The following is a 26,038-nucleotide window of genomic DNA, read 5'->3' as shown; positions in this document are numbered from 1 at the left end:
AAGCAGCCCCAATGGCTGCCACTAAGGCTTAACTGACTGGCATTACCCCTCGGGGTGCTTTTTCTGTGCCTGGTGGTTTTGCATTACCTGTGCTGGCGCTATCGCCGGCAAGCCAGCTCCTACAAGGCTATCCGCAGACCTTGGGCCTAATGCTCTCCTGTGGGAGCAACTGTCTTGTATTGCCTGGACTGGCCTCATCGCCAGCAAGCCAGCCCCCACAGGTACTGCACAGGGCTTGAGGCCTATGCGATCGAGGTGGGAGCTGGCTTGCCGGCGATGAGGCCGGAACAAGCAACAACATCACTGGCCAGCTTCGCTGAGGATCAGCTTGCCATTCTTGTCCAGCGGAATGGTCGACCCGGGCTCACGGTCCATCTTCACCTTGCCCACCTGGTCACCGATGGAATAGGTCACGTTGTAGCCCACCACCTTCTCGCTGATGTCGTTGACCGTGTTACAACGGGTTTGCGTGGTGGTATAGGTGTCACGCTCCTGCATACCTTCCTGCACCTTGTTGCCGGCATAGCCACCACCGACCGCACCAGCCACGGTAGCGATCTTCTTGCCAGTACCACCACCAATCTGGTTACCCAGCAGGCCACCGGCAATGGCACCCACCACGGTACCGGCGATCTGGTGCTGGTCCTTGACCGGCGCCTGGCGCGTCACGGCGACGTCCTTGCACACCTCACGCGGGGTTTTCACCTGCTGCTTGATCGGTTGCACGTCGGTGACCTGGGCGTATTCAGGCCCCTTGTTCACCAAGCTGTAGGTCGCGACAGCACCTCCGGCAGTCACACCGACAGCACCCAGCACAGCACCTACCAGCATTGATTTGTTCACATGAACCTCCTGATCATACCCGCGGGAGCCAACCCGCCTTCTCCCTGCCTTGGAGCGAAAAAAAAGGCGCGAGTTCAATACTCGCGCCTTTCGGGCCGCCCAACGGCGTAGACCAGGCCTTATGGACGCTCGTCCACACCCTCGGCCTTGACCACCGGGATCAGGTCTTCGCTGCTCAGGTTCAGCCAGATCAGTACCACGTTGGCGATATAGATCGACGAATAGGTACCAGCCATGACGCCGAGGAACAGCGCCAGCGAGAAGCCGAACAGGTTGTCGCCACCGAAGAACAGCAGCGCGGCAATAGCCAGCAAGGTCGACACCGAGGTGGCGATGGTACGCAGCAGGGTCTGGGTGGTCGAAACGTTGATGTTCTCGATCAACGAGGCCTTGCGCATGACGCGGAAGTTCTCACGCACCCGGTCGAACACGACGATGGTGTCGTTCAGCGAGTAGCCGATGATCGCCAGCACCGCAGCCAGCACCGTCAGGTCGAAGGTGATCTGGAAGAACGACAGGATACCCAAGGTCACCACCACGTCGTGGATCAGCGAGATGATCGCACCCACGGCGAACTTCCACTGGAAGCGGAAGGCCAGGTAGATGAGGATGCCGCCCAAGGCAAGGAGCATGCCCATGCCACCCTGGTCGCGCAGCTCTTCACCCACCTGCGGGCCGACGAACTCGACACGCTTGACCGTGGCTGGGTTGTCGCCGCCAGCCTTTTGCAGGGCTGCAGCTACCTTGTTGCCCAGTTGCGGATCATCGCCCGGCATACGCACCAGCAGGTCAGTGGTGGCACCGAAGCTCTGCACCACAGCCTCGTGGAAGCCGGAATCGGCCAGCTCGGCACGTACCGCCTTGAGGTCGGCCGGGCGCTCGTAGGTCAGCTCGATCAGCGTACCGCCGGTGAAGTCCAGGCCGAAGTTCAGGCCCTTCTGCCACCAGCTGAACAACGCCAGCACGGTGAGGAGCACGGTAATGGCGAACGCGACATTGCGCACGCCCATGAAGTTGATGGTTTTCATCGCAGCTCCCTCAAACCCACAGCTTCTTGATGTCACGCCCGCCGCAGGACAGGTTGACCATTGCACGGGTCACCATGACGGCGGTGAACATCGAGGTGAAAATCCCGAGGGACATGGTGACCGCAAAGCCCTTGACCGGGCCGGTGCCCATGGCGAACAGAATGCCACCGACCAGCAAACTGGTCAGGTTGGCGTCGATGATCGCGGTATAGGCGCGGTTGAAACCTTCGTGGATGGCGCGCTGCACCGACATGCCGGCTTTCATCTCTTCGCGGATACGCGAGAAGATCAGCACGTTGGCGTCTACCGCCATACCCATGGTCAACACGATACCGGCAATACCCGGCAGGGTCAGGGTGGCGCCCAGCAACGACATCAGCGCCAGCAGCAGGACCATGTTGCCCGCCAGGGCGATGGTGGCGATCACGCCAAAGGCGCGGTAGATGGCGATGATGAACAGCGAGACGAACAGCATGCCCCACAGCGACGCATCGATACCCTTGGTGATGTTGTCGGCACCCAGGCTCGGGCCAATGGTACGTTCTTCAGCGAAGTACATCGGCGCGGCCAGGCCACCGGCACGCAGCAGCAGGGCCAGTTCGGACGATTCGCCCTGGCCATTCAGGCCGGTGATGCGGAACTGGCTACCCAGCGGCGACTGGATGGTCGCCAGGCTGATGATCTTCTTCTCTTCCTGGAAGCTCTGTACAGCTACGTCTTTCTCGACGCCGTTGACGATCTGCTTGACGTAGCGGGTGACCGGCTTCTGTTCGATGAAGATCACCGCCATGCTGCGGCCGACGTTGCTACGGGTAGCACGGCTCATCAGCTCGCCACCGTGGCCATCCAGGCGGATGTTCACCTGCGGGCGACCATGCTCGTCGAAGCTGGCCTGGGCGTCGGTGACCTGGTCACCGGTAATGATCAGGCCGCGCTCGACTGCGGCGGAACGGCCGCCTTCACGGAACTCGAAGACCTCGGTGGTGGCCTTGGACGCACCCGGTTCGGCACCGAAGCGGAACTCCAGGTTGGCGGTTTTACCAAGGATACGCTTGGCCTCGGCAGTGTCCTGCACGCCTGGCAGTTCGACCACGATACGGTTGGCGCCTTGGCGCTGTACCAGCGGTTCGGCCACGCCCAACTCGTTGACACGGTTGCGAACGGTGGTGAGGTTCTGCTTGATCGAGTATTCGCGGATCTCGGCGACTTTCGCCTGGGTCAGCGCCAGACGCAGCACGGCGAGGTCATTGCGCTCGGTGGTGGTCAGGTCGAAATCATTGAAATTCTTGCGGATCAGGGCACGGGCCTGTTCGCGGGAGGCATCGTCAGCGAAGCCCAGCATGATGCCGCCATCCTGCTGAGGCAGGCTGCGGTAGCGGACGCGCTCTTTACGCAGCAAGGTCTTGACCTCGCCCTCGTAGACTTTCATGCGGGCGCTCATGGCCTTGTCCATGTCCACTTCCAGCAGGAAGTGCACACCACCGGACAGGTCCAGGCCCAGCTTCATCGGGCTTGCACCCAGGTTGCGCAGCCATTGCGGGGTAGTCTGAGCGAGGTTCAGGGCCACGACGTAATCATCGCCCAGTGCCTTGCGCACTACATCCTTGGCCGGCAGTTGGTCTTCCTGGTTGGTCAGGCGAATCAGCCCGCTGCCCTTCTCGCCCAGGCTCGCGGCCTTGACGGTGATACCGGCATCGGCCAGCGCCTTGCCGGCACGATCCAGGTCGCCCTGGTTCACATGCAGCGCCGAGCTGGCACCGCTGATCTGCACCGCCGGGTCATCCGGGTAGAGGTTAGGAGCGGAATAAATGAAACCGACCACCAGTACCAGCACGATCAGTGCATATTTCCACAGAGGGTATTTGTTCAGCATCACGCCGCCCGTTCAAGACGCGGGGCGCGTTGCGCGCCCCGACTGGAAAGAAAAACCGGTAACTCAGATAGCCTTGAGCGTACCTTTTGGCAGGGTCGCCGCGATGGCGCCCTTCTGGAACTTCAGCTCGACGTTGTCGGAAACTTCCAGTACCACGAAATCATCGGAAACCTTGACGATCTTGCCGGCGATACCGCCGTTGGTGACAACTTCGTCACCCTTCTGCAAGCTGCTCAGCAGGTTTTTCTGCTCCTTTGCACGCTTGGCCTGCGGGCGCCAGATCATCAGGTAGAAGATGACCAGGAAACCGACCAGGAAGATCCATTCAAAGCCGGTGCCGGCTGGGCCGGCGGCGGGTGCAGCGGCGTCCGCGTAGGCGGCGGGAATCAAGAAGCTCATTGGGCACTCCAGTTGCTTAAGTTTTTAATAGTGTGAGCGAACAGTCAGTCCAAGGGCGGCACAGGCAGCCCGCGCTTGGCGTAGAAGGCGTCGACAAAGGCGGCCAATTTACCCTGTTGAATAGCCTCGCGTAAACCGGCCATCAAGCGCTGGTAATGGCGCAAGTTGTGGATGGTATTCAGCATGCTGCTCAGCATTTCGCCGCACTTGTCCAGGTGATGGAGATAGGCGCGGGAGAAGTTGCTGCAGGTATAGCAATCACAGGTCGGATCCAGCGGCGATTCATCATGGCGATGGAACGCATTGCGGATCTTGATCACCCCTGTATCGACGAACAGATGACCGTTGCGCGCGTTACGCGTCGGCATCACGCAGTCGAACATGTCGACGCCGCGGCGCACACCCTCAACGAGATCTTCCGGTTTGCCTACCCCCATAAGGTAACGAGGTTTGTCAGCAGGCATCTGGCCCGGCAGGTAATCCAGCACCTTGATCATTTCATGCTTGGGTTCGCCCACCGACAGGCCGCCGATGGCCAGGCCGTCGAAGCCGATGTTCTCCAGCCCCTCCAGCGAGCGCATGCGCAGGTCCTGGTACATACCGCCCTGGACGATACCGAACAGCGCCGCGGTGTTGTCGGCATGGGCATTCTTCGAACGCTGGGCCCAGCGCAGCGACAGCTCCATGGAGGTGCGCGCCACATCGTGCTCGGCCGGGTACGGGGTGCATTCGTCGAAGATCATCACCACGTCCGAGCCCAGGTCACGCTGCACCTGCATCGACTCTTCCGGGCCCATGAACACTTTGGAGCCATCGACTGGCGAGGCGAAGGTCACGCCCTCTTCCTTGATCTTGCGCATGGCGCCCAGGCTGAACACCTGGAAACCACCGGAATCGGTGAGGATCGGGCCTTTCCACTGCATGAAGTCATGCAGGCCGTTGTGCTTCTTGATCACCTCGGTGCCCGGGCGCAGCCACAGGTGGAAGGTGTTGCCAAGGATCATCTCGGCGCCAATGGCCTCGATATCACGCGGCAGCATGCCCTTGACCGTGCCATAGGTGCCCACCGGCATGAACGCCGGGGTTTCCACGGTGCCACGTGGGAAGGTGATGCGACCACGACGGGCCTTGCCGTCGGTGGCCAGCAGTTCGAAGGACATTCGACAGGTGCGACTCATGCTTGATCCTCGGGGCCGCGTGGCGCCGGATTGCGGGTGATGAACATGGCATCACCGTAACTGAAGAAGCGGTAGCCCTGCTCGACCGCCGCCGCATAGGCAGCCATGGTCTCGGGGTAACCGGCGAAGGCCGAGACCAGCATCAGCAGCGTGGACTCCGGCAGGTGGAAGTTGGTGACCAGGGCGTCGACCACATGGAACGGCCGGCCAGGGTAGATGAAGATGTCGGTGTCGCCGCTGAAGGCCTTGAGCACGCCATCTCGCGCCGCGCTCTCTAGCGAACGCACGCTGGTGGTGCCGACCGCGATCACCCGGCCACCACGGGCGCGGCAGGCCTCGATGGCATCGACCACATCCTGGCCCACTTCGAGCCATTCTTTATGCATATGGTGATCTTCGATCTTGTCGACCCGCACCGGCTGGAAGGTGCCGGCGCCCACGTGCAAGGTGACGAAGGCCCGCTCGACGCCCTTGGCGGCGATCTTTTCCAGCAGCGCCTCGTCGAAATGCAGGCCCGCCGTGGGCGCGGCGACCGCACCGGCGCGTTCGGCGTACACGGTCTGGTAGCGCTCACGATCGGCGCCCTCGTCCGGGCGGTCGATGTAGGGCGGCAGCGGCATGTGGCCAACGCGGTCGAGCAGCGGCAGCACCTCTTCGCTGAAGCGCAGCTCGAACAGTGTGTCATGGCGCGCAACCATTTCGGCCTCGCCACCGCCATCGATGAGGATCACCGCCCCCACCTTGGGTGCCTTGCTGGCACGCACATGGGCCAGCACCCGGTGGCTGTCGAGCACGCGTTCGACCAGCACTTCCAGCTTGCCGCCGGAAGCTTTCTGGCCAAACAACCGCGCCGGGATCACCCGGGTGTTGTTGAACACCATCAGGTCGCCGGGGCGCAGGTATTCGAGCAGGTCGGGAAATTGCTGGTGCGCCAGCGCGCCGCTCGGCCCATCGAGGACCAGCAGACGGCTGCCATGGCGCTCGGCCAACGGGTGGCGGGCGATCAGGGAATCGGGGAGTTCGAAGGAAAAATCGGCGACGCGCATGATGATGTTCGGTTCGGCAGGGCCGGGAAGTTTAGCCCAATGTGTGAAAATTGACCATGAAAGCCGATTGACCGACCAGCGGCACCTCTCTATACTGCGCGCCACGCCCTGATGGCGGAATTGGTAGACGCGGCGGATTCAAAATCCGTTTTCGAAAGGAGTGGGAGTTCGAGTCTCCCTCGGGGCACCAAATCCGGAAAAAACCGACCTTATGGTCGGTTTTTTTTCGCCTTGAAAAATTCAAAGGCTGACGCGGTCCCTAATAGCAGCAACTGCCTTAAACAAAATCCAAAGGCTATCGCAAGCCCTGTGGGAGCGGGCATGTCGAGGCGTCGAACCGCCGCGAACACCGGCAAAGCCGGTGCTATTCACGGCGCCGCCTGTTTCGCGGGCTCGCCCGCTCCCACAGGTACTGTGCTCGCTTCTAGATGACGCTAACCAGCATGAGTGGACGCAACGTGTGCATGCAGCTGAAGACCAAGTGCCCTGGTCACCTTCAGGATAGTGGCAAAGCTGGGGTTGCCCTCGCCGGACAGCGCCTTGTACAGGCTTTCGCGCCCGAGCCCAGTATCACGCGCGAGTTGCGCCATGCCTTTGGCGCGCGCAATGGTGCCGAGGGCCTTGGCGATAAATGCAGCATCATCGCCCGCCTCTTCGATACAGGCCTCCAGGTAAAGCGCCATGTCCTCGTCCGTCTTGAGGTGTTCGGCACTGTCCCACTTTTTCAACTTGACGCTACCCATGGATGCCTCCTCCCGTCGTGCCAGGATTACGATTTCAAGGCCACGCTGAGTGAAATACACGCGATACCCCGGCCCATAATGAATACGCATCTCCGCGACGCCCTCACCTACAGGCTCGCAATCGCCGAAGTTCCCCGCTTCAGCACGATCAATGCGCGCCTGAATGCGTATTACAGATCGCCTATCCCTAAGCTTGGCAAACCAAACATCGAAATCATCGAGCGTTGCCAATCATGACCACTTTGCCCCCGGATCGCACTCGGAACCAGGGGTGTCAGCGCCAGGTAAGGGATGCAGAAGCCTTAGAAATCCGCCCGCAGGGTCACGCTGTAGTTACGCGGATCCCCATAGTAGTTCGCCGCATACAGCCAGCCAATGCTGGAGTAGTACTTCTTGTCGAACAGGTTGTTGCCGTTCAACGATACACTGAAGTGCTTGTTGATCTGGTAAGCCAGGCGCGCATTCCAGATCGCATACCCTGCCTGCTCGATCTTCCCTATCCCATCGGGCACGCGAACCTTCGACGCCCCTCGACGTCCCATACTGCATCCCCAGCAATCCGAGGTACCCCCCGCGTGAAAGACGTCATCGCCCGCAAGTACCGGCTGGTGGAGTCGCTGGGCTGGTTCACGCCGTTGGCGTCGACGGTGGTGGGGTTCATGCTGCTGGCCATCGAGCGGATCGGCACGGATTTGCAGAGCCTGTTCAGGCTCAGTGAGCACCAGATCCAGATGGACAGCATTTGCGAGACGATCGAGCGGAACCTGGAGTCGATGCAGCGGGAAGCGCAGTGTGGGGAGTTGGCTTAGTGCCAGACCTCAAGGGCCCTATCGCCGGCAAGCCAGTTCCCACAGGGGCCGTGGAGCCTTGTGACCTTGCACAGTACCTGTGGGAGCTGGCTTGCCGGCGATAGGGCCGCAAAGCGGCCCCGGCTATCTATCAGGCCCGCACATAGCGCTGGCGCAACACATCACTCAGCGCATCCACCAGCAACACCAACACCAGCATGCCGATGATCACCGTGCTGGCCTGGGCCTCCTGGAACAGGCTCAAGGTGGTGTACAGCATCTGCCCCAACCCGCCAGCCCCGACAAACCCCAGTACGCTGGCCATGCGGATGTTATTCTCCCAGCGGTACAAGCTGTAGGCCAGCAACTGCGGCCACAGGTTGGGCAAGGTACCAAAGCAGAACGCCGCCACCTGGCTGCCACCCTGCAAGCGGATCGCCGCCGCCGGCTCCGGCGGGGCGTTCTCCAGCGCCTCGGCAAACAACCGCCCCAGCACGCCAGCGGTATGCAATGCCAAAGCCAGAGTACCGGCATTCGGCCCAAGCCCGGCCGCCAACACGGTCAGCGCCGCCCACACCAGCTCCGGAATCGCGCGCAAGGCATTCAGCAGCAAGCGCGCCGCGCCCTGCAACGGCCAACCGAAGCGGCCTGCTGCCGGCAGTGCCAGCAACATCCCAAGTACCATCGCCAACAAGGTACCCAGGCCAGACATGGCCAAGGTCTCCAGCGCCCCACGCCACACCGCCTGCAAGCGCCCTGCAGACAGGTCCGGATGCAGGAAACGCCCGGCGTACTCGCCCATCTGCCCCAGCCCACCGTTGCCGACCAGCGCTTGCAAGTCCAGCTCCAGATAAGCGAACGAGGCCACCACCGCCGCCACGATGGCGCCAAGCAGCAACAGGTTGATTGCCCGGTTCATGCCAGCCTCCAGCGCAGCAGGCGGCTGAGCAGGTCGGCCAGCATCACCAGCAGCAGGAACGTCAGCAGCATGCTCGCTACCTCCGCACCGGCAAACATGCGCATCGACAGGTCGATCTGCTGGCCCAGCCCGCCAGCGCCAACAAAGCCCATCACCACCGATGCCCGCACCGCGCACTCCCAACGGTACACGGTGTACGACACCACTTCGGATGCGGCATTGGGCAGGATGCCATAGAGAAACGCCGTCAACCGGCCGCTGCCCGCCTGCAACAACGCATGGGCCGGGCGCTGGTCAACCGACTCGAAGATCTCCGCATAGACCTTGCCGAGCATGCCGCTGTAGGTGATGGCGATAGCCAGCACACCCGCCGTCGGCCCCAGCCCTACGGCACGCACGAACAACAGCGCCCAGACGATCTCCGGCACGCTGCGCAGGAAAATCAGCAGCCCGCGCACCGGCAGGCGTAACAACCGTGACCACAACCCGGCCCGCCCGCCGCGAGAAGCAGCACGTAACGACAAGGCACGGCTGGCCAGCAGGCCGGCAGGAACAGCCAACAACAGCGCCAGCGCCATGCCAGCGGTAGCCACGGCCAAGGTCTGCAAGGTGGCTTCGTACAACAGCGAAAGGAAATCGGCATCGTGTGCCGGCGGCCAGAAAGCACGGGTGAAGCTGGCAATCTGCTGGCGGTTCTCCGCCTGTAACAACACCCCTGGGTTCAGTTCGCTCAACTGAATACCCGGCCACAGTACCGCTACGGCCAGCAAGGTCAGCAGCAACCGCGGCAGCAGCGCCGGGTCGCGGGCGTCGGCCTTCAGCATCGCGGAATCTGCACGGTCAGGGTAGGCCCCTGGGTTGGCGGCGAGGCCAGGTGCTCGTTGGCGTACAGCGCCTCCAGCAATTGCTCGGTGACCGCCTCGGCCGGGCAGTCGAACGCCACCTGCCCTTCGCGAATACCGATCACCCGCGGGAAGTGCGCCAGCGCCAGCTCTACCGCGTGCAGGCTCGCCACCAGAGTCACGCCGTTGGCCTGGGCATGGCGGTTGAGCAAGGCCAGGCTGTGGTCGGCCAGCACCGGGTCCATGGCCGACACCGGCTCGTCGGTCAGCAATACCTGCGGCCGCTGGTAGAGCGCGCGGGCAATACCTACCCGCTGCAACTGGCCACCCGACAATTGCCCACACTGCACGAACAGCTTGTCGGCCAGGCCCAGCTCGGCCAAGACCTGGCGTACCCCCGGCACATCGCTGGGGTACAGCAGGTTGAGCAAACCGCGCAGCACACCCCATTGCCCCAGGCGGCCGGCCAGCACCGCCGTCACCACCCGCTGGCGCGGCGGCAAGGGCGGTGCCTGGTGCACCAGGCCAACCCGAGCCCGCAGGCGTTGGCGCGCCCTGGCCGACAACCTCCAGGGCTGCACGCCGAGCAGCTCCAAATGCCCGTTGCTGGGCTGGATGGCCGTGGCCATCAGGTGCAGCAAGCTCGACTTGCCCGCCCCCGACGGCCCGATGATGGCAACGCGCTCGCCCTGCTCGATGCATAGGTCGACCGCGTCAAGCGCGCGTACCTGGCCATGGCGCAGGCTGGCACCGTACAAATGGATTGCCACGTTCGAAGCTGTCACTTGAGCAGGCCGGCCTCACGTGCAGCCTGTTCGGTGCCCACGTAGTTCTCAGGCTTGGTCTCGATGAAGCGGCTGGCGGCCTGCAGGTCCAGAATCGCCTTGTGCTCCGGGTTGGCCGGGTCGAGGTCGAGGAAGGCTTTCTTGATCTTCTCTTTCAGCGCCGGGTCCATGTTGCCGCGTACGGTCCAGTTGTAGTCGAAGTAGGTCGGGGTGGTGGCGAACACTTTCACCTTGCTGGTATCGACCTTGCCGGCATCCACCAGCTTCTGCCACACACTGGCGTTGAGCACGCCACCATCGACCTTGCCGGCCTGTACCCAGGCCACGGTGGCGTCATGGGCGCCGGAATAGGCCACGCGGCTGAAGTACTCTTCAGGCTTGATGTTGTCCTGCTTGAGCATGAAGTAACGCGGCATCAGGCTGCCCGAGGTGGACGAGATGGAACCGAAGGCGAATGACTTGCCCTTGAGGTCGGCCAGGCTGTTCACATTGGGGTTGGCAGTGATGAACTTGGAGGTGAACTGGGCATCCTGCTCACGCTGTACCAACGGCGTGGCGGTCGGGTCCTTCAGGTGCACCTGGACGAAGGTGAAACCACCCAGCCAGGCCAGGTCCAGACGGTCGGAAGCCAACGACTCAACCACTGCCGGGTAGTCAGCCACCGGCACGAACTTCACTTCCATGCCCAGTTGCTTGGCCAGGTACTCGCCCAACGGCTTGAACTTGCGCTGCAGTTCGGTTGGCGCTTCGTCAGGGATGGCGCTGACCCGCAGGGTGTCAGCAGCCTGGGCGACAACGGCACAGCAAGACAGCACGAGACCGGCGGCGAGCGCCAGGGGGCGTTTGAGCATGGGTGTTCTCCGGTTCAATAGCGGGGAAAGGCCGGCCTACGCGCCGACAACGGGAATTATAAGAGGCGCAGGCACAAAGGCCAGCTTTGCTACAATCGCGCAACAATTTGACCTGCTGAGGTGCGTATGAGCGAGCAGATTCGCCTGACCCAGTACAGCCATGGTGCCGGCTGTGGCTGCAAGATCTCCCCCAAGGTGCTGGATGTGATCCTCGCCGAAAGCGGCGCCCAGGCCCTGGACTCGAAGCTGTGGGTCGGCAACGCCTCGCGCGACGACGCGGCCGTGTACGCGCTGGACGACGAGCGTGGCGTGGTCTCGACCACCGACTTCTTCATGCCGATCGTCGACGACCCGTACGACTTCGGCCGCATCGCCGCTACCAACGCTATCAGCGACATCTACGCCATGGGTGGCGACCCGCTGATGGCCATCGCCATTCTCGGCTGGCCAGTCAACGTGCTGCCGCCGGAAGTCGCCCGCGAAGTGATCCGCGGTGGCCGTGCGGTGTGCGCCGAAGCCGGCATCCCGCTGGCCGGCGGCCATTCCATCGACGCCCCCGAGCCGATCTTCGGCCTGGCCGTCACCGGCGTGGTCAGCAAGCGCCACCTCAAGCGCAACGACACCGCCAGCGCTGGCTGCCAGCTGTACCTGACCAAGCCACTGGGCATCGGCATCCTCACCACCGCCGAGAAAAAGGCCAAGCTGCGCGCGCAGGACCAGGGCCTGGCCCGCGACTGGATGTGCACCCTCAACACTCCTGGCAGCCGCTTCGGCAAGCTCGACGGGGTCAAGGCCATGACCGACGTCACGGGTTTCGGTTTGCTCGGCCACCTGGTGGAACTGGCCGAAGGCAGCGGTCTCACCGCGCACCTGGACTACGCCGCCGTACCGCGCCTGCCTAGCGTCGACCACTACCTGGCCGAAGGCTGCATCCCTGGCGGTACCCTGCGCAACTACGACAGCTACGGGCACAAGATCGGCGCCCTCGGCGACGACCAGAAGCACCTGCTGTGCGACCCGCAGACCAGCGGTGGCCTGCTGGTGGCGGTTACCCCGGAAGGCGAAGCCGAGTTCCTCGCCGTGGCCGCCGAACTGGGCCTGCAACTGTCGCCGATAGGCAAGCTGGTCGAGCGACAGAGCCATGCGGTCGAGGTAATCTGATGCGCCCCGACTGCACCAACTTCCGTCAGCTGTTCCTCGACGACGTGCCGATGATGGACATGCGCGCCCCCGTCGAATTTGCCAAGGGCGCCTTCCCCGGCGTCGTTAACCTGCCGCTGATGAACGACCAGGAGCGGCAGAAGGTTGGCACCTGCTACAAGCAGCAGGGCCAGGCCGCTGCCATTGCCCTGGGACACCAGCTGGTCAGCGGCACCACCAAGCAGGCCCGCCTGGAGGCCTGGGTAGCGTTCACCCAGGCCCACCCCGAGGGCTACCTGTACTGCTTCCGTGGCGGTTTGCGCTCGCAGATCGTGCAGGGCTGGTTGCGTGATGAAGCGGGCATCCAGTACCCGCGCGTGAAAGGTGGCTACAAGGCCATGCGTACCTTCCTGCTGGAGACTACCCAGCAGGCGGTGGAGCAATGCGACTTCGTGCTGATGGGCGGCCTGACCGGTACCGGCAAGACCGATGTGCTGCACCAGCTGGACAACGTGCTCGACCTGGAAGGCCACGCCAACCATCGTGGCTCCAGCTTCGGCAAGCGCGCCACTGCGCAGCCAGCGCAGATCGATTTCGAGAACCAGCTGGCCATTGATGTGCTGAAAAAGCGCGCCCGAGGTGTCGAGCAGTTCGTGCTGGAAGATGAAGGCCGCATTGTCGGCAGTTGCACGGTGCCGCTGGAGTTGTACCAAGGCATGCAGCGGTATCCGCTGGTGTGGCTGGAAGACAGCTTCACCAACCGCGTGGAGCGCATCCTGCGCGACTATGTGATCAACCTGAGTGCCGAATTCGTCGGCGTGCACGGCGACGAGGATGGCCGCCGGTTGTTCGCCGAGCGCATGCTGCAGAGCATGGCCAACATCTACAAGCGCTTGGGTGGCGAACGCTACCAACGGTTATCGGAAATCCTGCGCCAGGCCCTGGAAGAACAGCAGCGCAGCGGCGCGGTGGACCTGCACCGGGGCTGGATCGAGGGCTTGCTGAACGAGTATTACGACCCTATGTACGCCTACCAGCGCGCAGCGAAGTCCGAGCGCATCGAGTTTGCCGGGGATGCCATGGAAGTGCGCGAGTACCTCAAGGCCAGGGCGATGCGCCAACCGCGCACATAAAAACAGGGCCGCTTCGCGCCCCATCGCCGGCAAGCCAGCTCCCACCTCGATCGCATCGACTTCAAATCCTGTGCAATCCCTGTGGGGGCAACTGTCTTGCTCAAAATCTATAAGCTGACGCAATCCCTGTGGGAGCTGGCTTGCCGGCGATGAGGCCAGTCCAGGCAATACAAGACAGTTGCTCCCACCTCGATCGCATCGACTTCAAATCCTGTGCAATCCCTGTGGGGGCAACTGTCTTGCTCAAAATCTATAAGCTGGCGCAATCCCTGTGGGAGCTGGCTTGCCGGCGATGAGGCCAGTCCAGGCAATACAAGACAGTTGCTCTCACCTCGATCGCATCGACCTCAAATCCTGTGCAATCCCTGTGGGGGCAACTGTCTTGCTCAAAATCTATAAGCTGGCGCAATCCCTGTGGGAGCTGGCTTGCCGGCGATGAGGCCAGTCCAGGCAATACAAGACAGTTGCTCTCACCACACTACCCCTGTGGGAGCGGGCATGCCCGCGAAGAGGCCCGTACAGACAACTCACTGCCCCGGGCTAAGCACCCGCTCCAGCTCCGCCGCGCGATCGCGGGTCATGTCCATCAGGCAGCTGCCGCCTTCCAGCTGCGCCATGGTCCCGCCACTGGCCTGTACATGGAACTGGCAATTACCATCGCGGTAGGCCAGCCATTTGCGCTGCACATCGCGCAGGCTCTTCTGCTGCCCCGCATCCAGCTTGCCCATCAGTTGCTTGTACACCCGGTTCAACCGCTGGTCCTGCACTTGCGTCTCGGCCTTGATGCATTCGCTCATGGCCACCGTAGTGGAGGCCTTGTCCATGCACTGGCCATAGGCCGATGTGTAGTCGTCCGCCACCGCCATTGGCAGCACGCAGGCCAGTGCCAGACCTGTCAGATATTGCTTGATCATGCGAATCCTCCTTGTGGATATCACAGCGTCTGCGGCTGCTCCGGAGGCATCAGCACCTTGCCCGGCTCGAAGCGCAACGATGGCATCTGCGTTGCCGCATAAAGCGCCACGCCCAACGCCGCAATCAAGGCCACATCAAGCCAGTTCCAACCGGGCATGTCATCGGCGCTGCGGGCCTTCCAGCAATGCCAGGCCTGGCCCAGGCAGAACACCACCATCGCCGCCAGCCACAGATAGAAGCCGGCACCGAAACCGGTCAGGTCGTGGAATTCATAGGTCTGGTTGTCCGGCAACCGAGTGATGTCGAAGCTGCTGGCCGCCAGATACACCGCCGCCAACCCGGCCAGCAATGCCAGCCGGCGAAAGCGCCGATGGGCAAGAATGGCCAGGGCCAGCAACGGGTTGGCAAACCATTGGTACAAGCCGAAGGGCATGCCCCATGGCCCGTACAGCAGCATCTGCAGAGCCGGCATGCGGTGGCCGCCGCTCATCAGCGCGCCATCGAAGAACAGGGCGAGCAAGTACAGCAGCAGGCTGATGCTCAGGTAAAAAGCGGGCAAGGGGTTAATTTCCTAGGCAACCGGGGGCTCTAGCAGAAGACCATAGATGCCGGAATCGGACAACTCACCGGCCACGCACCAGCGTGCCCGCAGGGTGCCTTCCAGCACGAAACCCTGACGTTCAAGGGTGCGTGCAGAGCCTTGGTTGCGTGGGTCGATCTCGCCTTCCAGGCGGCGCATGTGCAGGGTGTGGGCGAGGTAGTCGATGAAGCAGGTCAGCGCTTCGTCCATGTAGCCCCTGCCCTGCACGGCGCTGGCCAGGCAGTAGCCAATTTCGCCGCGGCGGGAAACATCGTCGATGTTGAACAACTGGACCATGCCGATCAGCTCGCCGTTGTCACGGCGGTACATGCCAAGCTTGAGCTGGTCGCCATTGGCATAGGCTTCACGGTCCGCGGCCAGGGCGCTTTCGGCTTCGGCCAGGTCTTGCCAGGGGGCATGGTGCCAATAACGCATGACCTCCGGGTCGGCCATGATCGCCAGCCACTGCGCGGCATCGGCATGGCGCATGGGGCGCAGTTGCAGGCGCGGGCTGTCGAGGCAGAGGTCAGTGGGGAAACTGCGGGGTGGGGTCACGCCGGATCTCCTGTCCATGGCTGGGGAGATGACAGTTTAACGTCAAGCGCAAGGTTCCGGCATCCCGGGGCTGCTTTGCAGCCCATCGCCGGCAAGCCAGCTCCCACAAGGTCCCCACAGGACCTGAGCCTTGTGCAGTACCTGTGGGAGCTGGCTTGCCGGCGATGGGCTGCAGAGCGGCCCCAAAAATCGCTCAGGCGCCGCGATTCAACCCCACTTCCATATCATTGATCAGCGCCTTGGCCATGGCACTGAGTATCCGCGCCGCGCTGCCGGCGATCTTGTCGCCCTCCATCTCGGCCTCTTCGTTCAGGTGCTTGATGCAGCCAATCAGCATTGACAGCTCATCGAACGCCAGGTCGAGTGGCACACCCGGCTCTACCCGATACAGCTCTAGGAATTTCTCCACGCCTGCAGTGGTGCGGGATTTGAGGTGGTCGCTCATGCCTTGGCCTCCTGCGCTTTCATGTGGGCCAGCAGGGCTTGCAACTGGTTGGTCTGGATCGACATGTTTTCTAGGAGGGAGGAGCGCAAGGCCGGGGCTTCGGCGTCGAGGTATTGGATGATGATGTTGGAGAGGGTATCCATGACCTGGGTAGCCTGGGACTTCGCGGCTTGGTAGGTAAGGTCGGTAACAGGTGGGTCAGGTACAAGTTTTTTCATAGTCACCTCGGAAATATTTCAGAAGCAACCACTCACATCCTTCTCACAGATAAGGTGGCAGCCGTACGCGAGGTGAGAAGACCGTGTCCGAGGTACCACGGCCAGACCGAAGTCTGCACGCGCACGGCTGCCATAACTGGCAAGCCTCCTCAAACAACGGGCTTCTCACACCCGATCGCCATGTGTGGCGACGCTGAAACGTTATCTCTGAGGTTCCTACTTGCCTATCAGACGGCATCCGACTGAGCTCGTAGGATAATTCCCAATCCCTGGCAACCTGAAGCATTTGGTTTCAAGTTCAGAATCTTCTTACAGCTGATGGCCCTATCGCCGGCAAGCCAGCTCCCACAAGGTCTCCACAGGGCCTGAGCCTTGAGCAGTACCTGTGGGAGCTGGCTTGCCGGCGATAGGGCCAATGCTGGCTAGCGAAAATGGCTCAGGCCACCTCCGCCCCATCATCCGGCCAATGCGGCTCGTTGGCCCCCGGCGGGGTCAATGGTGGCAACCCATATGCCGCACGCGCAGCGTCACAGCTGGGGTTATGCAGCCCGCCCTCCCAGGAAGCCTCGAACTCGCGGCAGGTGCTTGAGCGGTTGGCATAAATGGTACAACCCACCTCTTTACCGATCTCGCCATCAAGGGCGACGCAACGACAAGGCTTGGCATCGGTGCCGATCATGGCAACGCGGGAGGGGTTGACCTGTACCACCAGGTCATCTGGCACAAGGCCCCCGGCAGACTGGCATTCGCCCCAGAAGAAGGACACACGGAAGTACCCGCAGCAGGCGCCGCAGTCAAGGCAAGGGTTATATTCGGACATGATGGCACGGAGGGAAGGTTGTTGTTATCGGGGCTGGCCCGCGGCGCCATTTTCATTCCAAGCAGGGGCGGCTGGATAGAGGGGCGATGCAAAATAAATCTGCCGCTGATCCGGCCGCCCGCCACGGCTAGCAGATGGCCTTGTAGGTGGCGGCATCCCAGCGCTGCAAGGCCAGGCCTGCGCTCGGGTCGTAGTCATCACCCTTCACCTTGCTGAAGTGCGTACGCGCTTCACCACAGTGCACCAGCCGGTCGTGTTTTTCACCCTCGGTCAGTACGGTGTAGGACTCGCTGCGCATGGCCTGGTACTGCTTGTCAGCCGCCGCCATGAGCTGGTGATATTTCATCAACTGGCTGTCGGCCAAGGCCAGGCACTTGTCCAGCTGCACACCCCAGCGGGTCAGGCACACTTCGGCAAAGTGGCGAACGATCAACCCCGGTTCTGCCAGCACCTTGCCTTCGCCTGCGCCGTCAGCCGATGCGTTGCCTACCAACGTGGCATGCCGGCCAGGCATCGGATAAATGCATATTCGCGTACTGCTTGCGACTGCAGGGATCACGCAGGCAAAACCTTTGGAACGCTCATCCCGCGAGTAAAAACCGACGTACTCTTTGACGTTCCCAGCCAACGTGACGCGTTCCGCTTGCACATTGCCAACCCCGGGTACCGGGTCGATGGCAAAGATGTTCACCGGTATGCCGCGCAATACAGGGTCTTGTGCCATGGCATTGGCCAGCATGTGGCAACTGATCCCTCCCCTGCTCCAGCCCACCAGGTTGACCTGGGTGGGCAGGCGCGGTTTGCGAAACATGCTGATGACGCGCTCTTGCAGTTCCTGTGGGGTTGGGTGGCGCTTGCCGAAGTTGTAGGTGCGCCAGAACCAGGAGGCTGAAGAAGTGGCATCCGGAATGGGCACCCCGGCATCTTTCAACCGCTCGTATTCTGCTTCGCTGAGTTCAGTGCGCTGCCAGTTGCTATCGCCTTTGATTACCTGAAGCACATGGTTGACGTTTTCTTCCCAGCCGCGGCCGAACAACTGGCCGGTCCAGTTGAAATAGCCGCCGGGTTCGACGAACAGGTTGTCATCCTGAAGGTTGCCGCTACCTGGGCCGTCGACGGCGATCCAGTGGGCGAATTCGCGGCCCTGGTCGTTGCTGGCCAGGGTCGAGACCAGCTCGCCATTCCAGAAGTTGGGGTTGGCGTCGTCGAAGCGGTGCGAGCCGGTGCCGCAGAAATAGGCGGTGAAGACACTCATGGGTGGGTCTCTGTGGTGAGAAATGAGTGCTGAAGATAGGCAGGCTGAAGAGTGGGATGCAGGCGGAAAGCTCACCCGGCTGAAGATTTTGGGGCTGCTTTGCAGCCCAATCGCCGCGGTTCGTCGCCACGACAAGCCAGCTCCCACAGGTGCGACGCCGCTCTCACGACCTGTGGGGTCTCTGTGGGAGCTGGCTTGCCGTGGCGACGAACCGCGGCGATTGGGCCGCAAAGCGGCCCCAATGGCTTACTTGCGGACCAACCCGTCAGCCCGGAACATCTGCCGAATCCCTCGAATCGCCTGACGAATGCGGTCCTGGTTCTCGATCAGGGCAAAGCGCACATGGTCATCGCCATAGTCACCAAAACCGACCCCTGGCGACACGCACACCTTGGCCTCGGCCAGCAGCTTCTTGGAAAACTCCAGCGAACCCAAGTGCGCATACTCCGGCGGGATCTTCGCCCATACGTACATCGACGCCTTGGGGTTCTCGACCATCCAGCCCAGCTCGTGCAGCCCTTTCACCAGCAGGTTGCGGCGCTGGCGGTACTGCTCGGCAATGTCGCGCACGCACTGCTGGTCACCTTCCAGCGCGGCGATAGCGGCCACCTGCAGCGGGGTGAAGGTGCCGTAGTCGTGGTAGCTCTTGATCCGCGCCAGGGCATTGACCAACTCGGGGTTGCCGACCATGAAGCCGATGCGCCAGCCGGCCATGTTGTAGCTCTTGGACAGGGTGAAGAACTCCACCGCAATATCCTTGGCCCCCGGTACCTGCATGATCGACGGGGCTTTCCAGCCGTCATAGACGATGTCGGCATAGGCCAGGTCATGCACCACCAGCACGCCATACTGCTTGGCCAGGGCCACCACGCGCTCGAAGAAGTCCAACTCCACGCACTGGGCGGTGGGGTTGGACGGGAAGCCGAGGATCATCATCTTCGGCTTGGGGATCGACTCGCGGATGGCCCGCTCAAGTTCGTTGAAGAAGTCCACCCCCGGTACCAGCGGCACGGAACGCACCTGGGCGCCGGCAATCACCGCACCGTAGATATGGATCGGGTAGCTCGGGTTGGGCACCAGCACGGTGTCGCCCTGGTCGAGGGTGGCCAGCATCAGATGGGCCAGGCCTTCTTTCGAACCGATGGTGACGATGGCTTCGCTTTCCGGGTCGATGTCGACCTCGTAGCGCTCCTTGTACCAGTTGGAAATAGCCCGGCGCAGGCGCGGGATGCCGCGCGAGGTGGAATAGCCGTGGGTATCTTCGCGCTGGGCGACCTGTACCAGCTTCTCGACGATGTGCGGCGGGGTGGCGCCATCGGGGTTGCCCATGCTCAGGTCGATGATGTCCTCGCCACGGCGGCGGGCAGCCATCTTGAGCTCGGCGGTGATGTTGAAGACGTAAGGGGGGAGACGATCGATGCGCGCAAAGCGACGCGGCGAACCTGGGTTGGCCATGGCTTCCTCTGAATACGTAAGCGCCCGGAACCGTCCGAGCGACGTTGGCCGATGTGGCGGCCTGGTTCAGAAGATAGTGCCGAAACAGTATGTTTGTAAAGGACAATCTCCTGTTTTGTTAGATTTTTTCAGATGTATTTTTTGAAAATAAGGATTTTATGTTTTCAGGCCTGGCCTCTTCGCGGGCTTGCCCGCTCCCACAGGGTTACCCACAGGCCCTGAGGCTTGCGCCGTACCTGTGGGAGCGGGCAAGCCCGCGAAAGGGCCGGCACAGGAAAACACCCATAAAAAAACCCCGGCACAGTGGCCGGGGTTTTCGTGAAACAGGCAGCAGTTTCAGCGTGCGTAGGTCATCAGCACGTCCGCAGCGGTCTGGCTATCCACCCCCATCATCACGCTCAGGGCAGTGACGGTGAGGATAGAGAAGCCGAACACCTTGCGGGCCCACTTGCTGTCGTCCTCGGCCTTGTAGCCACCCCAGGCCATGTACAACCAGTACAGGCCCATGGCAGCTGCCACGGCCAGGTAGCCGAGGCCGGCGTAACCGCCGAGGGTAAGCATCAAGGTGGCGAGCACGAAGGCCAGCACGTACAGCACGATCTGCTTCTTCGCCGCGAGGATGCCGCGTGCCACCGGCAGGACCGGAATGTTGGCAGCGCTGTAATCCTTGAAGCGGAAGATGGCGATGGCAAAGCTGTGCGGCATCTGCCACAGGCTGAACATCACCAGCAGGGTTACCGCGGCCAGGTCGAAGCTGTTGCTCACGGCGCAGTAGCCGATCACCGGAGGCATGGCACCAGACAGGCTGCCGACCAAGGTGCCGTGCACCGATTTACGCTTCAGCCACAGGCTGTAGAAACCGACGTAGACGATGAAGCCGATCAGCGCACAGAACGCCGACAGCGGGTTGGCCTGGACATACAGCAGGCTGAAACCCGCCACCCCGAGCAGGGTGGCGTAGATCAGCGCGAGGGGCAGCGACATGCCGCCCTGGACCATGACGCGGTTCTTGGTGCGCTCCATCTTGTGGTCGATGTCACGGTCGATGCAGTTGTTGAACACGCATCCGGACGCAACCACCAGCGAAGTACCGATCACCACCGCCAGGAACAGGGCGAAATCCACATGGCCCTTCGCGGCAAGGAAGAAACCGCCTGCCACGGAAAGCACGTTACCGAAAATGATCCCCGGTTTGGTGATTTGGATAAAGTGCTTAACGGACATGCAGTCTTACCTCACTTGGCCAACATTTCGAAGTGGATGCTGAACATGATCCACAGCGACAGGCCGACAAGCAGAGCGATCACCAGGGTGGTGAACAGGAACGTCGATACGTTGTTGCGTTGCTCTTTCGAGCGGTCCATGTGCAGGAAGTACACCAGGTGCACTACTACCTGGATCACGGCCATGGCAACGATGATCAGAACGGTCAGGTTCTTCGGCAGGCTTGGCGACATGGCCAGGCCGAACGGGATCGCGGTCAGGATGATCGACAGGATGAAGCCGATCATGTACGACTTGACGCTGCCGTGGTTACCTTCGTGATGAGTGTCGTGTGCGTTAGCCATTACAGAACTCCCAGCAGGTAGACGACGGTGAATACGCAGATCCAGACCACGTCCAGGAAGTGCCAGAACAGGCTCAGGCAGCTCATGCGGGTCTTGGCGGTCGGCGTGATGCCGTGCTTGTTGATCTGGTACATCATGATCGCCATCCAGATCAGGCCGGCGGTCACGTGCAGGCCGTGGGTACCTACCAGGGCGAAGAAGCCCGACAGGAAGCCACTGCGCTGCGGGCCGAAGCCCTCGCTGATCAGGTGATGGAATTCATAGATTTCCATCGCGATGAAGCCTGCACCGAACAGGAAGGTCACAGCCAACCAGCCCAGTACGCCAGCTTTCTTGCCATCGAACATCTTCAGCATGGCGAAGCCGAAGGTGATCGAGGACAACAGCAGGAACAGCGTTTCAACAGCTACGAAATCGAGCTGGAAGATGTCATGACCCGACGGGCCGCCGGCAAAACTGCCGGACAGCACCGCGTAGGTAGCGAAGAGCGACGCAAACAGGATGCAGTCGGTCATCAGGTACAGCCAGAAACCGAGTACGGTCATCTGGCCCGAGTCGTGGTGGTGGTCGTCATGCCCATGGTCGTGGCCATGAGCAGCACCGTGCATTACTTGACTGGACATTGATTACACCCGCTCAAACGATTCGACACGTGCGCCGGCAGGCAGAGCACCTGCTTTGGCCAGCGCTTTCATACGCTCGCCTTCGATGCGCGCCACTTCTTCGGCCGGAACCATGTAGCCCTGGTCGTCACGTGCAGCGTGGCGAACGAAGACAGCGATGGTTGCAACCAGGCTCGCGCCAACCAGCCACCAGATGTGCCAGATGAAGGCAAAGCCGAAGACGGTCAGGAACAGGCCCATGAACAAACCGGTGGAGGTGTTGCTCGGCATGTGGATCGCGTCGAACTTGGTCGCCGGCTTGTAAGCCTTACCGGTTTCCTTGGTTTCGTGCCAGGCATCCAGGCCAACCTGCTCAGGCATGTGGGCGAAGTTGTAGAACGGAGGTGGCGACGAAGTCGACCATTCCAGGGTACGGCCGCCCCATGGGTCGCCGGTCACGTCCAGGTTCTGGTTGCGGTCGCGAACCGATACGTACAGCTGGATCAGCTGGCAAGCGATACCGAACAGGATCAGCACGGCGCCGACAACGGCTACGTACAGGTAGGGTTCCCACAGTGGGTTGTCGGAGTGGTTCAGACGACGGGTCATGCCCATGAAGCCCAGGGCGTACAACGGCATGAACGCAACGTAGAAGCCCGACAGCCAGAACCAGAAGGCAGCTTTGCCCCACTTCTCGTTCAGGGTGAAGCCGAAGGCTTTCGGGAACCAGAAGGCGAAACCGGCGATGTAGCCGAATACCGCACCACCGATGATCACGTTGTGGAAGTGCGCAATTACGAACAGGCTGTTGTGCAGAACGAAGTCAGCACCCGGAACGGCCAGCAGTACGCCGGTCATGCCACCGATGGAGAAGGTGACCATGAAGCCCAGGGTCCAGAGCATCGGTGCGGTGAAGCGCACACGGCCTTGGTACATGGTGAACAGCCAGTTGAACAGCTTCACACCGGTCGGAATGGAGATCAGCATCGTCGCCAGGCCGAAGAAGGTGTTGACGCTGGCGCCGGCACCCATGGTGAAGAAGTGGTGCAGCCATACAGCGAAGCCCAGGACGGCGATGGCACCCGACGCGTAGATCATCGAGTGGTGGCCGAACAGGCGCTTGCCAGAGAACGTCGAAGTTACTTCCGAGAACACACCGAAGGCCGGCAGGATCAGGATGTAAACCTCAGGGTGACCCCACGCCCAGAACAGGTTGACGTACATCATCGGGTTCCCACCAAGCTCGTTGGTGAAGATGTGGAAGTCCAGATAACGGTCAACGGTCAGCAGTGCGAGTGCAGCGGTCAGGATCGGGAAGGAAGCCACGATCAGCACGTTGGCCCAGGTGCAGGTCCAGGTGAAGATCGGCATGTCCATCAGTTTCATGCCAGGTGCGCGCATCTTCATCACGGTGACGAGGAAGTTCACACCGGTAAGCGTCGTACCCAATCCGGATAGCTGTAGCGCCCAGATGTAGTAGTCGACACCCACCCCTGGGCTGTACTGAATGCCCGCCAGCGGCGGATAGGCAACCCAGCCGGTCTTGGCGAATTCACCAACGCCCAGCGAGATGTTGACCAGCAGCACGCCTGCCAGCAGCAGGTAGAAGCTCAGGGAGTTCAGGAACGGGAAGGCAACGTCACGTGCACCGATCTGCAGCGGAACCGCCAGGTTCATCAGGCCGGTGAAGAACGGCATCGCCATGAAGATGATCATGATCACACCGTGAGCGGTGAAGATCTGGTCATAGTGTTCAGGCGGCAGGTAGCCTTCGGAGCCACCGGTTGCGGCAGCCAGCTGGGTACGCATCATGATGGCGTCGGCGAAGCCGCGCAGCAGCATGATCATCGCGACGATGATGTACATCACGCCGATCTTTTTGTGGTCGACAGTAGTCAGCCACTCGCTCCACAAGTAGGTCCACTTGCGGAAATAGGTGATAAGACCGACGACAGCGATACCGCCGAGCGCGATCATGGCAAGCGTCACCATGACTATCGGCTCGTGATAGGGTATCGCCTCCAGGCTTAGTTTACCGAACATCTCTTACTCCTCTGCACCGGCAGCTGGTTGCATACTCGATTCCACACCCTTGGTTGTGGCCAGATCTTTGCTGCCTGCTTCTTCGTGGCTCGGACGACCGCGGTTCATGCCTTCGTACTTGTCGACGATCAGCTGGAACTGGTCAGGCGAAGCCTCGCTGTACAGCACGACCGGGTTGTTTTCGCTTGGTTTGGCCAAGGCGTCGTATTCGGCCTTGTCCAGCTTCTTCGGCGACTGCTTGACCTCGGCGACCCACTTGTCGAAGTCTTCCTGGGAGGTGGCAGTAGCCTTGAATTTCATGCCGGTGAAGCCAGCACCGCTGTAGTTGGCGCTGATACCGTCGAACTCGCCGTTTTCGTTGGCGATCAGGTGCAGCTTGGTGGTCATGCCGGCCATGGCGTAGATCTGGCCGCCCAGACCCGGGATGAAGAACGAGTTCATCACGGCGTCGGAAGTGACGCGGAAGTTGACCGGGACGTTAGCCGGGAAGTTGATCTTGTTGACCGTGGCAATGCCCTGTTCCGGGTAGATGAACAGCCACTTCCAGTCCAGCGCGACCACGTCGATCTGAATCGGCTTGACGTCCGAATCCAGCGGACGGTATGGGTCCAGCTTGTGGGTGGAGTGGTAGGTGACGTAACCCAGGGCGATGATGATCAGGATCGGGATGATCCACACCGCGGCTTCGATCTTGGTCGAGTGCGACCAGTCAGGGGTGTAGGTGGCTGCCTTGTTGGAAGCACGGTACTTCCAGGCGAAGACCAGGGTCATGATGATGACGGGAATCACCACCAGCAGCATCAGGCCGGTAGCGATCAGGATCAGGTTCTTTTGCTCAATGCCGACCTGGCCCTTCGGGTCGAGCAGGGTCCAGTTGCACCCACTGAGTAAAAGCATGCCTAAAAAGGGCAATATGCCAAACAGTCTGGGGTAACGCTTTTTACTCATCTCACGACCTCTAGATCAGCTTGCTTCAATGCAATTTGTGTTTTGGTAGCCAACACTTCGTCCTGCCAAGTGCGGCATTTCGCGCCCGTACTCGCTCCTGCCTGGGTCCGACTGCTGGGCCTTGGCGTCAAGCGTGTTAGCGGTGCTTATGGTTTCGTAGGCAACAGGCCTGTACTTCAGACCAATTCCATTTGGTGCGGGAAAACGCGGAGGGGGGTCCGCCCGGTATCGCCGTTGGGCGAAACTTGACGAAGTCAGCAAAAAGGAGCGCTGGGGCTTCCTTCAATCCTGCGACTCGCAAGCAGTGCCGAACGGAAATTGGGGGCGATTGTAGATAGGTCGCCAACCCTTGACTATGACTTATTGAGCAACAGTCTTTTACAGAATACGTAACAATACTGCTCAAAAATTCAACTTCGCGACAGTTTGTCGCACCCCGCTTGATAGGCCTCAAAGCCGCATTCTGCAAGGCCTTGGGGTTGATCTGGATCAAGCGGTGAGCAACTTTTCCCTCTTCGCATGCGGCGTAAAAGACCCCATGCAATTCGGGACTTTTGTCTAAGCCTGGCGTCGGTTGCGGTAGATGCCGAGCGGAACCAGGACGGCCGTCAGGACAAACGCCACGAGGGCCCATTGCGCCAGTGACAGACCGAGGATCGGTGGGTACGGCGTGCTGCAGAAGCCATCGACCTGGAACGCCAGTGGCCAGACCTTGGCCAACGGCAAGTCGTCGACGATCGGCTGCAGGGTGTCGATGCCACAACTGACCATGGGGTTGGCGAGTATATACACATGGTTGCCGGCCGCAACGATTCCGCCAATGGCGCTGAGCACCACCAGCGCCTCGAAGAAGGTCAGGCTGCGGCGCCCGGGCATCGCCGCGGCGATGAAGGCAAATACGGCAATGAACAGCAGCGCGTAACGCTGCAGGATGCACAATGGGCAGGGTGCTTCGCCCAGCACCACCTGCATGTAGAGGGCGCCCCCGATCAGCGAGATGCAGATCAAGCCCAACAGCACCAGAAAGCGCCGTTCGCGATTCAGGCGCGATGTTTGTTCGTTCATT

At 61.4% G+C, this 26,038-nt stretch carries 28 protein-coding genes, 1 tRNA gene and 2 pseudogenes; 4 read left to right on the top strand and 27 right to left on the bottom strand.

The features are described 5' to 3' along the window. Positions 1-300: 300 nt before the first annotated feature. The 6 genes from TZ03_RS22465 to queA form a co-directional block, all read right to left on the bottom strand. Positions 301-843, bottom strand: coding sequence for a glycine zipper 2TM domain-containing protein (locus TZ03_RS22465; RefSeq protein ID WP_041166378.1), 543 nt, complete (start codon positions 841-843; stop codon positions 301-303). Positions 844-962: 119 nt separating this feature from the next. Beyond that, positions 963-1,871, bottom strand: coding sequence for a protein translocase subunit SecF (gene secF / locus TZ03_RS22460; protein WP_051100472.1), 909 nt, complete (start codon positions 1,869-1,871; stop codon positions 963-965). A gap of 10 nt (positions 1,872-1,881) precedes the next feature. Further along, positions 1,882-3,744: a protein translocase subunit SecD gene (secD, locus tag TZ03_RS22455; RefSeq protein ID WP_051100471.1), complete on the bottom strand. Its 1,863-nt coding sequence runs from the start codon at positions 3,742-3,744 to the stop codon at positions 1,882-1,884. A 63-nt stretch (positions 3,745-3,807) separates the two neighbouring features. Further along, positions 3,808-4,143 (bottom strand): preprotein translocase subunit YajC, encoded by a 336-nt coding sequence (gene yajC, locus TZ03_RS22450; RefSeq protein ID WP_051100470.1) that lies wholly within the window; start codon positions 4,141-4,143, stop codon positions 3,808-3,810. A gap of 44 nt (positions 4,144-4,187) precedes the next feature. After that, complete coding sequence (tgt, locus tag TZ03_RS22445; protein ID WP_172287079.1) at positions 4,188-5,303, bottom strand: tRNA guanosine(34) transglycosylase Tgt; 1,116 nt, start codon at positions 5,301-5,303, stop codon at positions 4,188-4,190. A 14-nt stretch (positions 5,304-5,317) separates the two neighbouring features. Then, a complete protein-coding gene (queA, locus tag TZ03_RS22440) occupies positions 5,318-6,367 on the bottom strand; it encodes a tRNA preQ1(34) S-adenosylmethionine ribosyltransferase-isomerase QueA (protein ID WP_051100468.1) in 1,050 nt (349 codons plus the stop codon). Between the two features lie 105 nt (positions 6,368-6,472). Between queA and TZ03_RS22435 the strand changes: the two genes are divergently transcribed. Beyond that, positions 6,473-6,557, top strand: a tRNA-Leu gene (locus TZ03_RS22435). A gap of 244 nt (positions 6,558-6,801) precedes the next feature. Here TZ03_RS22435 and TZ03_RS31365 read toward each other — a convergent pair. The 3 genes and pseudogenes from TZ03_RS31365 to TZ03_RS22425 form a co-directional block, all read right to left on the bottom strand. Continuing rightward, positions 6,802-7,110 (bottom strand): addiction module antidote protein, encoded by a 309-nt coding sequence (locus TZ03_RS31365; RefSeq protein ID WP_051100475.1) that lies wholly within the window; start codon positions 7,108-7,110, stop codon positions 6,802-6,804. 33 nt (positions 7,111-7,143) lie between these two features. Next, positions 7,144-7,341: pseudogene (locus TZ03_RS31360) on the bottom strand (type II toxin-antitoxin system RelE/ParE family toxin); the annotation flags it as partial. Positions 7,342-7,412: 71 nt separating this feature from the next. Continuing rightward, positions 7,413-7,622 (bottom strand): TonB-dependent receptor, encoded by a 210-nt coding sequence (locus TZ03_RS22425; protein WP_051100467.1) that lies wholly within the window; start codon positions 7,620-7,622, stop codon positions 7,413-7,415. Positions 7,623-7,715: 93 nt separating this feature from the next. On the opposite strand from TZ03_RS22425, the pseudogene TZ03_RS22420 reads away from it, so the two are divergent. After that, positions 7,716-7,919, top strand: a pseudogene (locus TZ03_RS22420) (bestrophin family ion channel); the annotation flags it as partial. Between the two features lie 130 nt (positions 7,920-8,049). Here the strand turns inward: TZ03_RS22420 and phnE are convergent. The 4 genes from phnE to TZ03_RS22400 are packed head-to-tail and all read right to left on the bottom strand — an operon-like array spanning position 8,050 to position 11,295. Beyond that, positions 8,050-8,817, bottom strand: coding sequence for a phosphonate ABC transporter, permease protein PhnE (phnE, locus tag TZ03_RS22415; RefSeq protein ID WP_051100465.1), 768 nt, complete (start codon positions 8,815-8,817; stop codon positions 8,050-8,052). Further along, a complete protein-coding gene (locus tag TZ03_RS22410; RefSeq protein ID WP_051100464.1) occupies positions 8,814-9,641 on the bottom strand; it encodes a PhnE/PtxC family ABC transporter permease in 828 nt (275 codons plus the stop codon). Before TZ03_RS22410 ends, phnE begins: the two co-directional genes overlap by 4 nt. Further along, positions 9,635-10,444 (bottom strand): phosphonate ABC transporter ATP-binding protein, encoded by an 810-nt coding sequence (locus TZ03_RS22405; protein ID WP_051100463.1) that lies wholly within the window; start codon positions 10,442-10,444, stop codon positions 9,635-9,637. The genes TZ03_RS22410 and TZ03_RS22405 overlap by 7 nt, the downstream gene beginning before the upstream one ends. Further along, positions 10,441-11,295 carry a putative selenate ABC transporter substrate-binding protein gene (locus TZ03_RS22400; protein ID WP_051100462.1) on the bottom strand — a complete coding sequence of 285 codons (855 nt, stop codon included), beginning with the start codon at positions 11,293-11,295 and terminating at the stop codon, positions 10,441-10,443. The genes TZ03_RS22405 and TZ03_RS22400 overlap by 4 nt, the downstream gene beginning before the upstream one ends. Positions 11,296-11,421: 126 nt before the next feature. On the opposite strand from TZ03_RS22400, the gene selD reads away from it, so the two are divergent. Both selD and mnmH read left to right on the top strand, forming a co-directional pair. Next, complete coding sequence (gene selD, locus TZ03_RS22395; RefSeq protein WP_051100461.1) at positions 11,422-12,456, top strand: selenide, water dikinase SelD; 1,035 nt, start codon at positions 11,422-11,424, stop codon at positions 12,454-12,456. After that, entirely contained in the window at positions 12,456-13,568 is a 1,113-nt protein-coding gene (gene mnmH / locus TZ03_RS22390; protein ID WP_051100460.1) for a tRNA 2-selenouridine(34) synthase MnmH, read from the top strand. Before selD ends, mnmH begins: the two co-directional genes overlap by 1 nt. Positions 13,569-14,095: 527 nt before the next feature. Here mnmH and TZ03_RS22385 read toward each other — a convergent pair. The 14 genes from TZ03_RS22385 to TZ03_RS22320 all read right to left on the bottom strand — a co-directional run bounded on the left by TZ03_RS22385 (position 14,096) and on the right by TZ03_RS22320 (position 26,037). Then, positions 14,096-14,482 (bottom strand): lysozyme inhibitor LprI family protein, encoded by a 387-nt coding sequence (locus tag TZ03_RS22385; protein ID WP_051100459.1) that lies wholly within the window; start codon positions 14,480-14,482, stop codon positions 14,096-14,098. A 20-nt stretch (positions 14,483-14,502) separates the two neighbouring features. Next, positions 14,503-15,042: a hypothetical protein gene (locus TZ03_RS22380; RefSeq protein ID WP_051100458.1), complete on the bottom strand. Its 540-nt coding sequence runs from the start codon at positions 15,040-15,042 to the stop codon at positions 14,503-14,505. Between the two features lie 12 nt (positions 15,043-15,054). After that, positions 15,055-15,618 (bottom strand): GNAT family N-acetyltransferase, encoded by a 564-nt coding sequence (locus TZ03_RS22375; protein WP_051100457.1) that lies wholly within the window; start codon positions 15,616-15,618, stop codon positions 15,055-15,057. Positions 15,619-15,811: 193 nt separating this feature from the next. Next, on the bottom strand, positions 15,812-16,063 hold the full coding sequence (locus tag TZ03_RS22370; protein ID WP_051100456.1) for a DUF3077 domain-containing protein: 252 nt from the start codon (positions 16,061-16,063) through the stop codon (positions 15,812-15,814). Continuing rightward, positions 16,060-16,281 (bottom strand): hypothetical protein, encoded by a 222-nt coding sequence (locus tag TZ03_RS22365; RefSeq protein WP_051100474.1) that lies wholly within the window; start codon positions 16,279-16,281, stop codon positions 16,060-16,062. The genes TZ03_RS22370 and TZ03_RS22365 overlap by 4 nt, the downstream gene beginning before the upstream one ends. 436 nt (positions 16,282-16,717) lie before the next feature. Continuing rightward, positions 16,718-17,101, bottom strand: a complete 384-nt coding sequence (locus tag TZ03_RS22360) for a YkgJ family cysteine cluster protein (protein WP_051100455.1) — start codon at positions 17,099-17,101, stop codon at positions 16,718-16,720. Positions 17,102-17,228: 127 nt separating this feature from the next. Next, entirely contained in the window at positions 17,229-18,356 is a 1,128-nt protein-coding gene (locus TZ03_RS22355; RefSeq protein ID WP_051100454.1) for a hypothetical protein, read from the bottom strand. A gap of 246 nt (positions 18,357-18,602) precedes the next feature. Beyond that, on the bottom strand, positions 18,603-19,811 hold the full coding sequence (gene alaC / locus TZ03_RS22350; protein ID WP_051100453.1) for an alanine transaminase: 1,209 nt from the start codon (positions 19,809-19,811) through the stop codon (positions 18,603-18,605). A gap of 336 nt (positions 19,812-20,147) precedes the next feature. Beyond that, on the bottom strand, positions 20,148-21,035 hold the full coding sequence (gene cyoE / locus TZ03_RS22345; protein WP_051100452.1) for a heme o synthase: 888 nt from the start codon (positions 21,033-21,035) through the stop codon (positions 20,148-20,150). Between the two features lie 11 nt (positions 21,036-21,046). After that, a complete protein-coding gene (cyoD, locus tag TZ03_RS22340; RefSeq protein ID WP_003259128.1) occupies positions 21,047-21,379 on the bottom strand; it encodes a cytochrome o ubiquinol oxidase subunit IV in 333 nt (110 codons plus the stop codon). Further along, a complete protein-coding gene (cyoC, locus tag TZ03_RS22335; RefSeq protein ID WP_010952048.1) occupies positions 21,379-22,002 on the bottom strand; it encodes a cytochrome o ubiquinol oxidase subunit III in 624 nt (207 codons plus the stop codon). The genes cyoD and cyoC overlap by 1 nt, the downstream gene beginning before the upstream one ends. A 3-nt stretch (positions 22,003-22,005) precedes the next feature. Continuing rightward, positions 22,006-24,024 carry a cytochrome o ubiquinol oxidase subunit I gene (gene cyoB / locus TZ03_RS22330; RefSeq protein ID WP_051100451.1) on the bottom strand — a complete coding sequence of 673 codons (2,019 nt, stop codon included), beginning with the start codon at positions 24,022-24,024 and terminating at the stop codon, positions 22,006-22,008. 3 nt (positions 24,025-24,027) lie between these two features. Next, positions 24,028-24,972 carry a ubiquinol oxidase subunit II gene (gene cyoA / locus TZ03_RS22325; protein WP_051100450.1) on the bottom strand — a complete coding sequence of 315 codons (945 nt, stop codon included), beginning with the start codon at positions 24,970-24,972 and terminating at the stop codon, positions 24,028-24,030. Positions 24,973-25,530: 558 nt separating this feature from the next. After that, positions 25,531-26,037 carry a disulfide bond formation protein B gene (locus tag TZ03_RS22320; protein WP_051100449.1) on the bottom strand — a complete coding sequence of 169 codons (507 nt, stop codon included), beginning with the start codon at positions 26,035-26,037 and terminating at the stop codon, positions 25,531-25,533. Position 26,038 lies beyond the last annotated feature (1 nt).

The organism is Pseudomonas sp. 10-1B (assembly GCF_000935045.1).
GTDB lineage: Bacteria > Pseudomonadota > Gammaproteobacteria > Pseudomonadales > Pseudomonadaceae > Aquipseudomonas.
The sequence above is the reverse complement of the archived record's forward strand: the minus strand, read 5'-3'. Positions and strand labels throughout refer to the sequence as shown.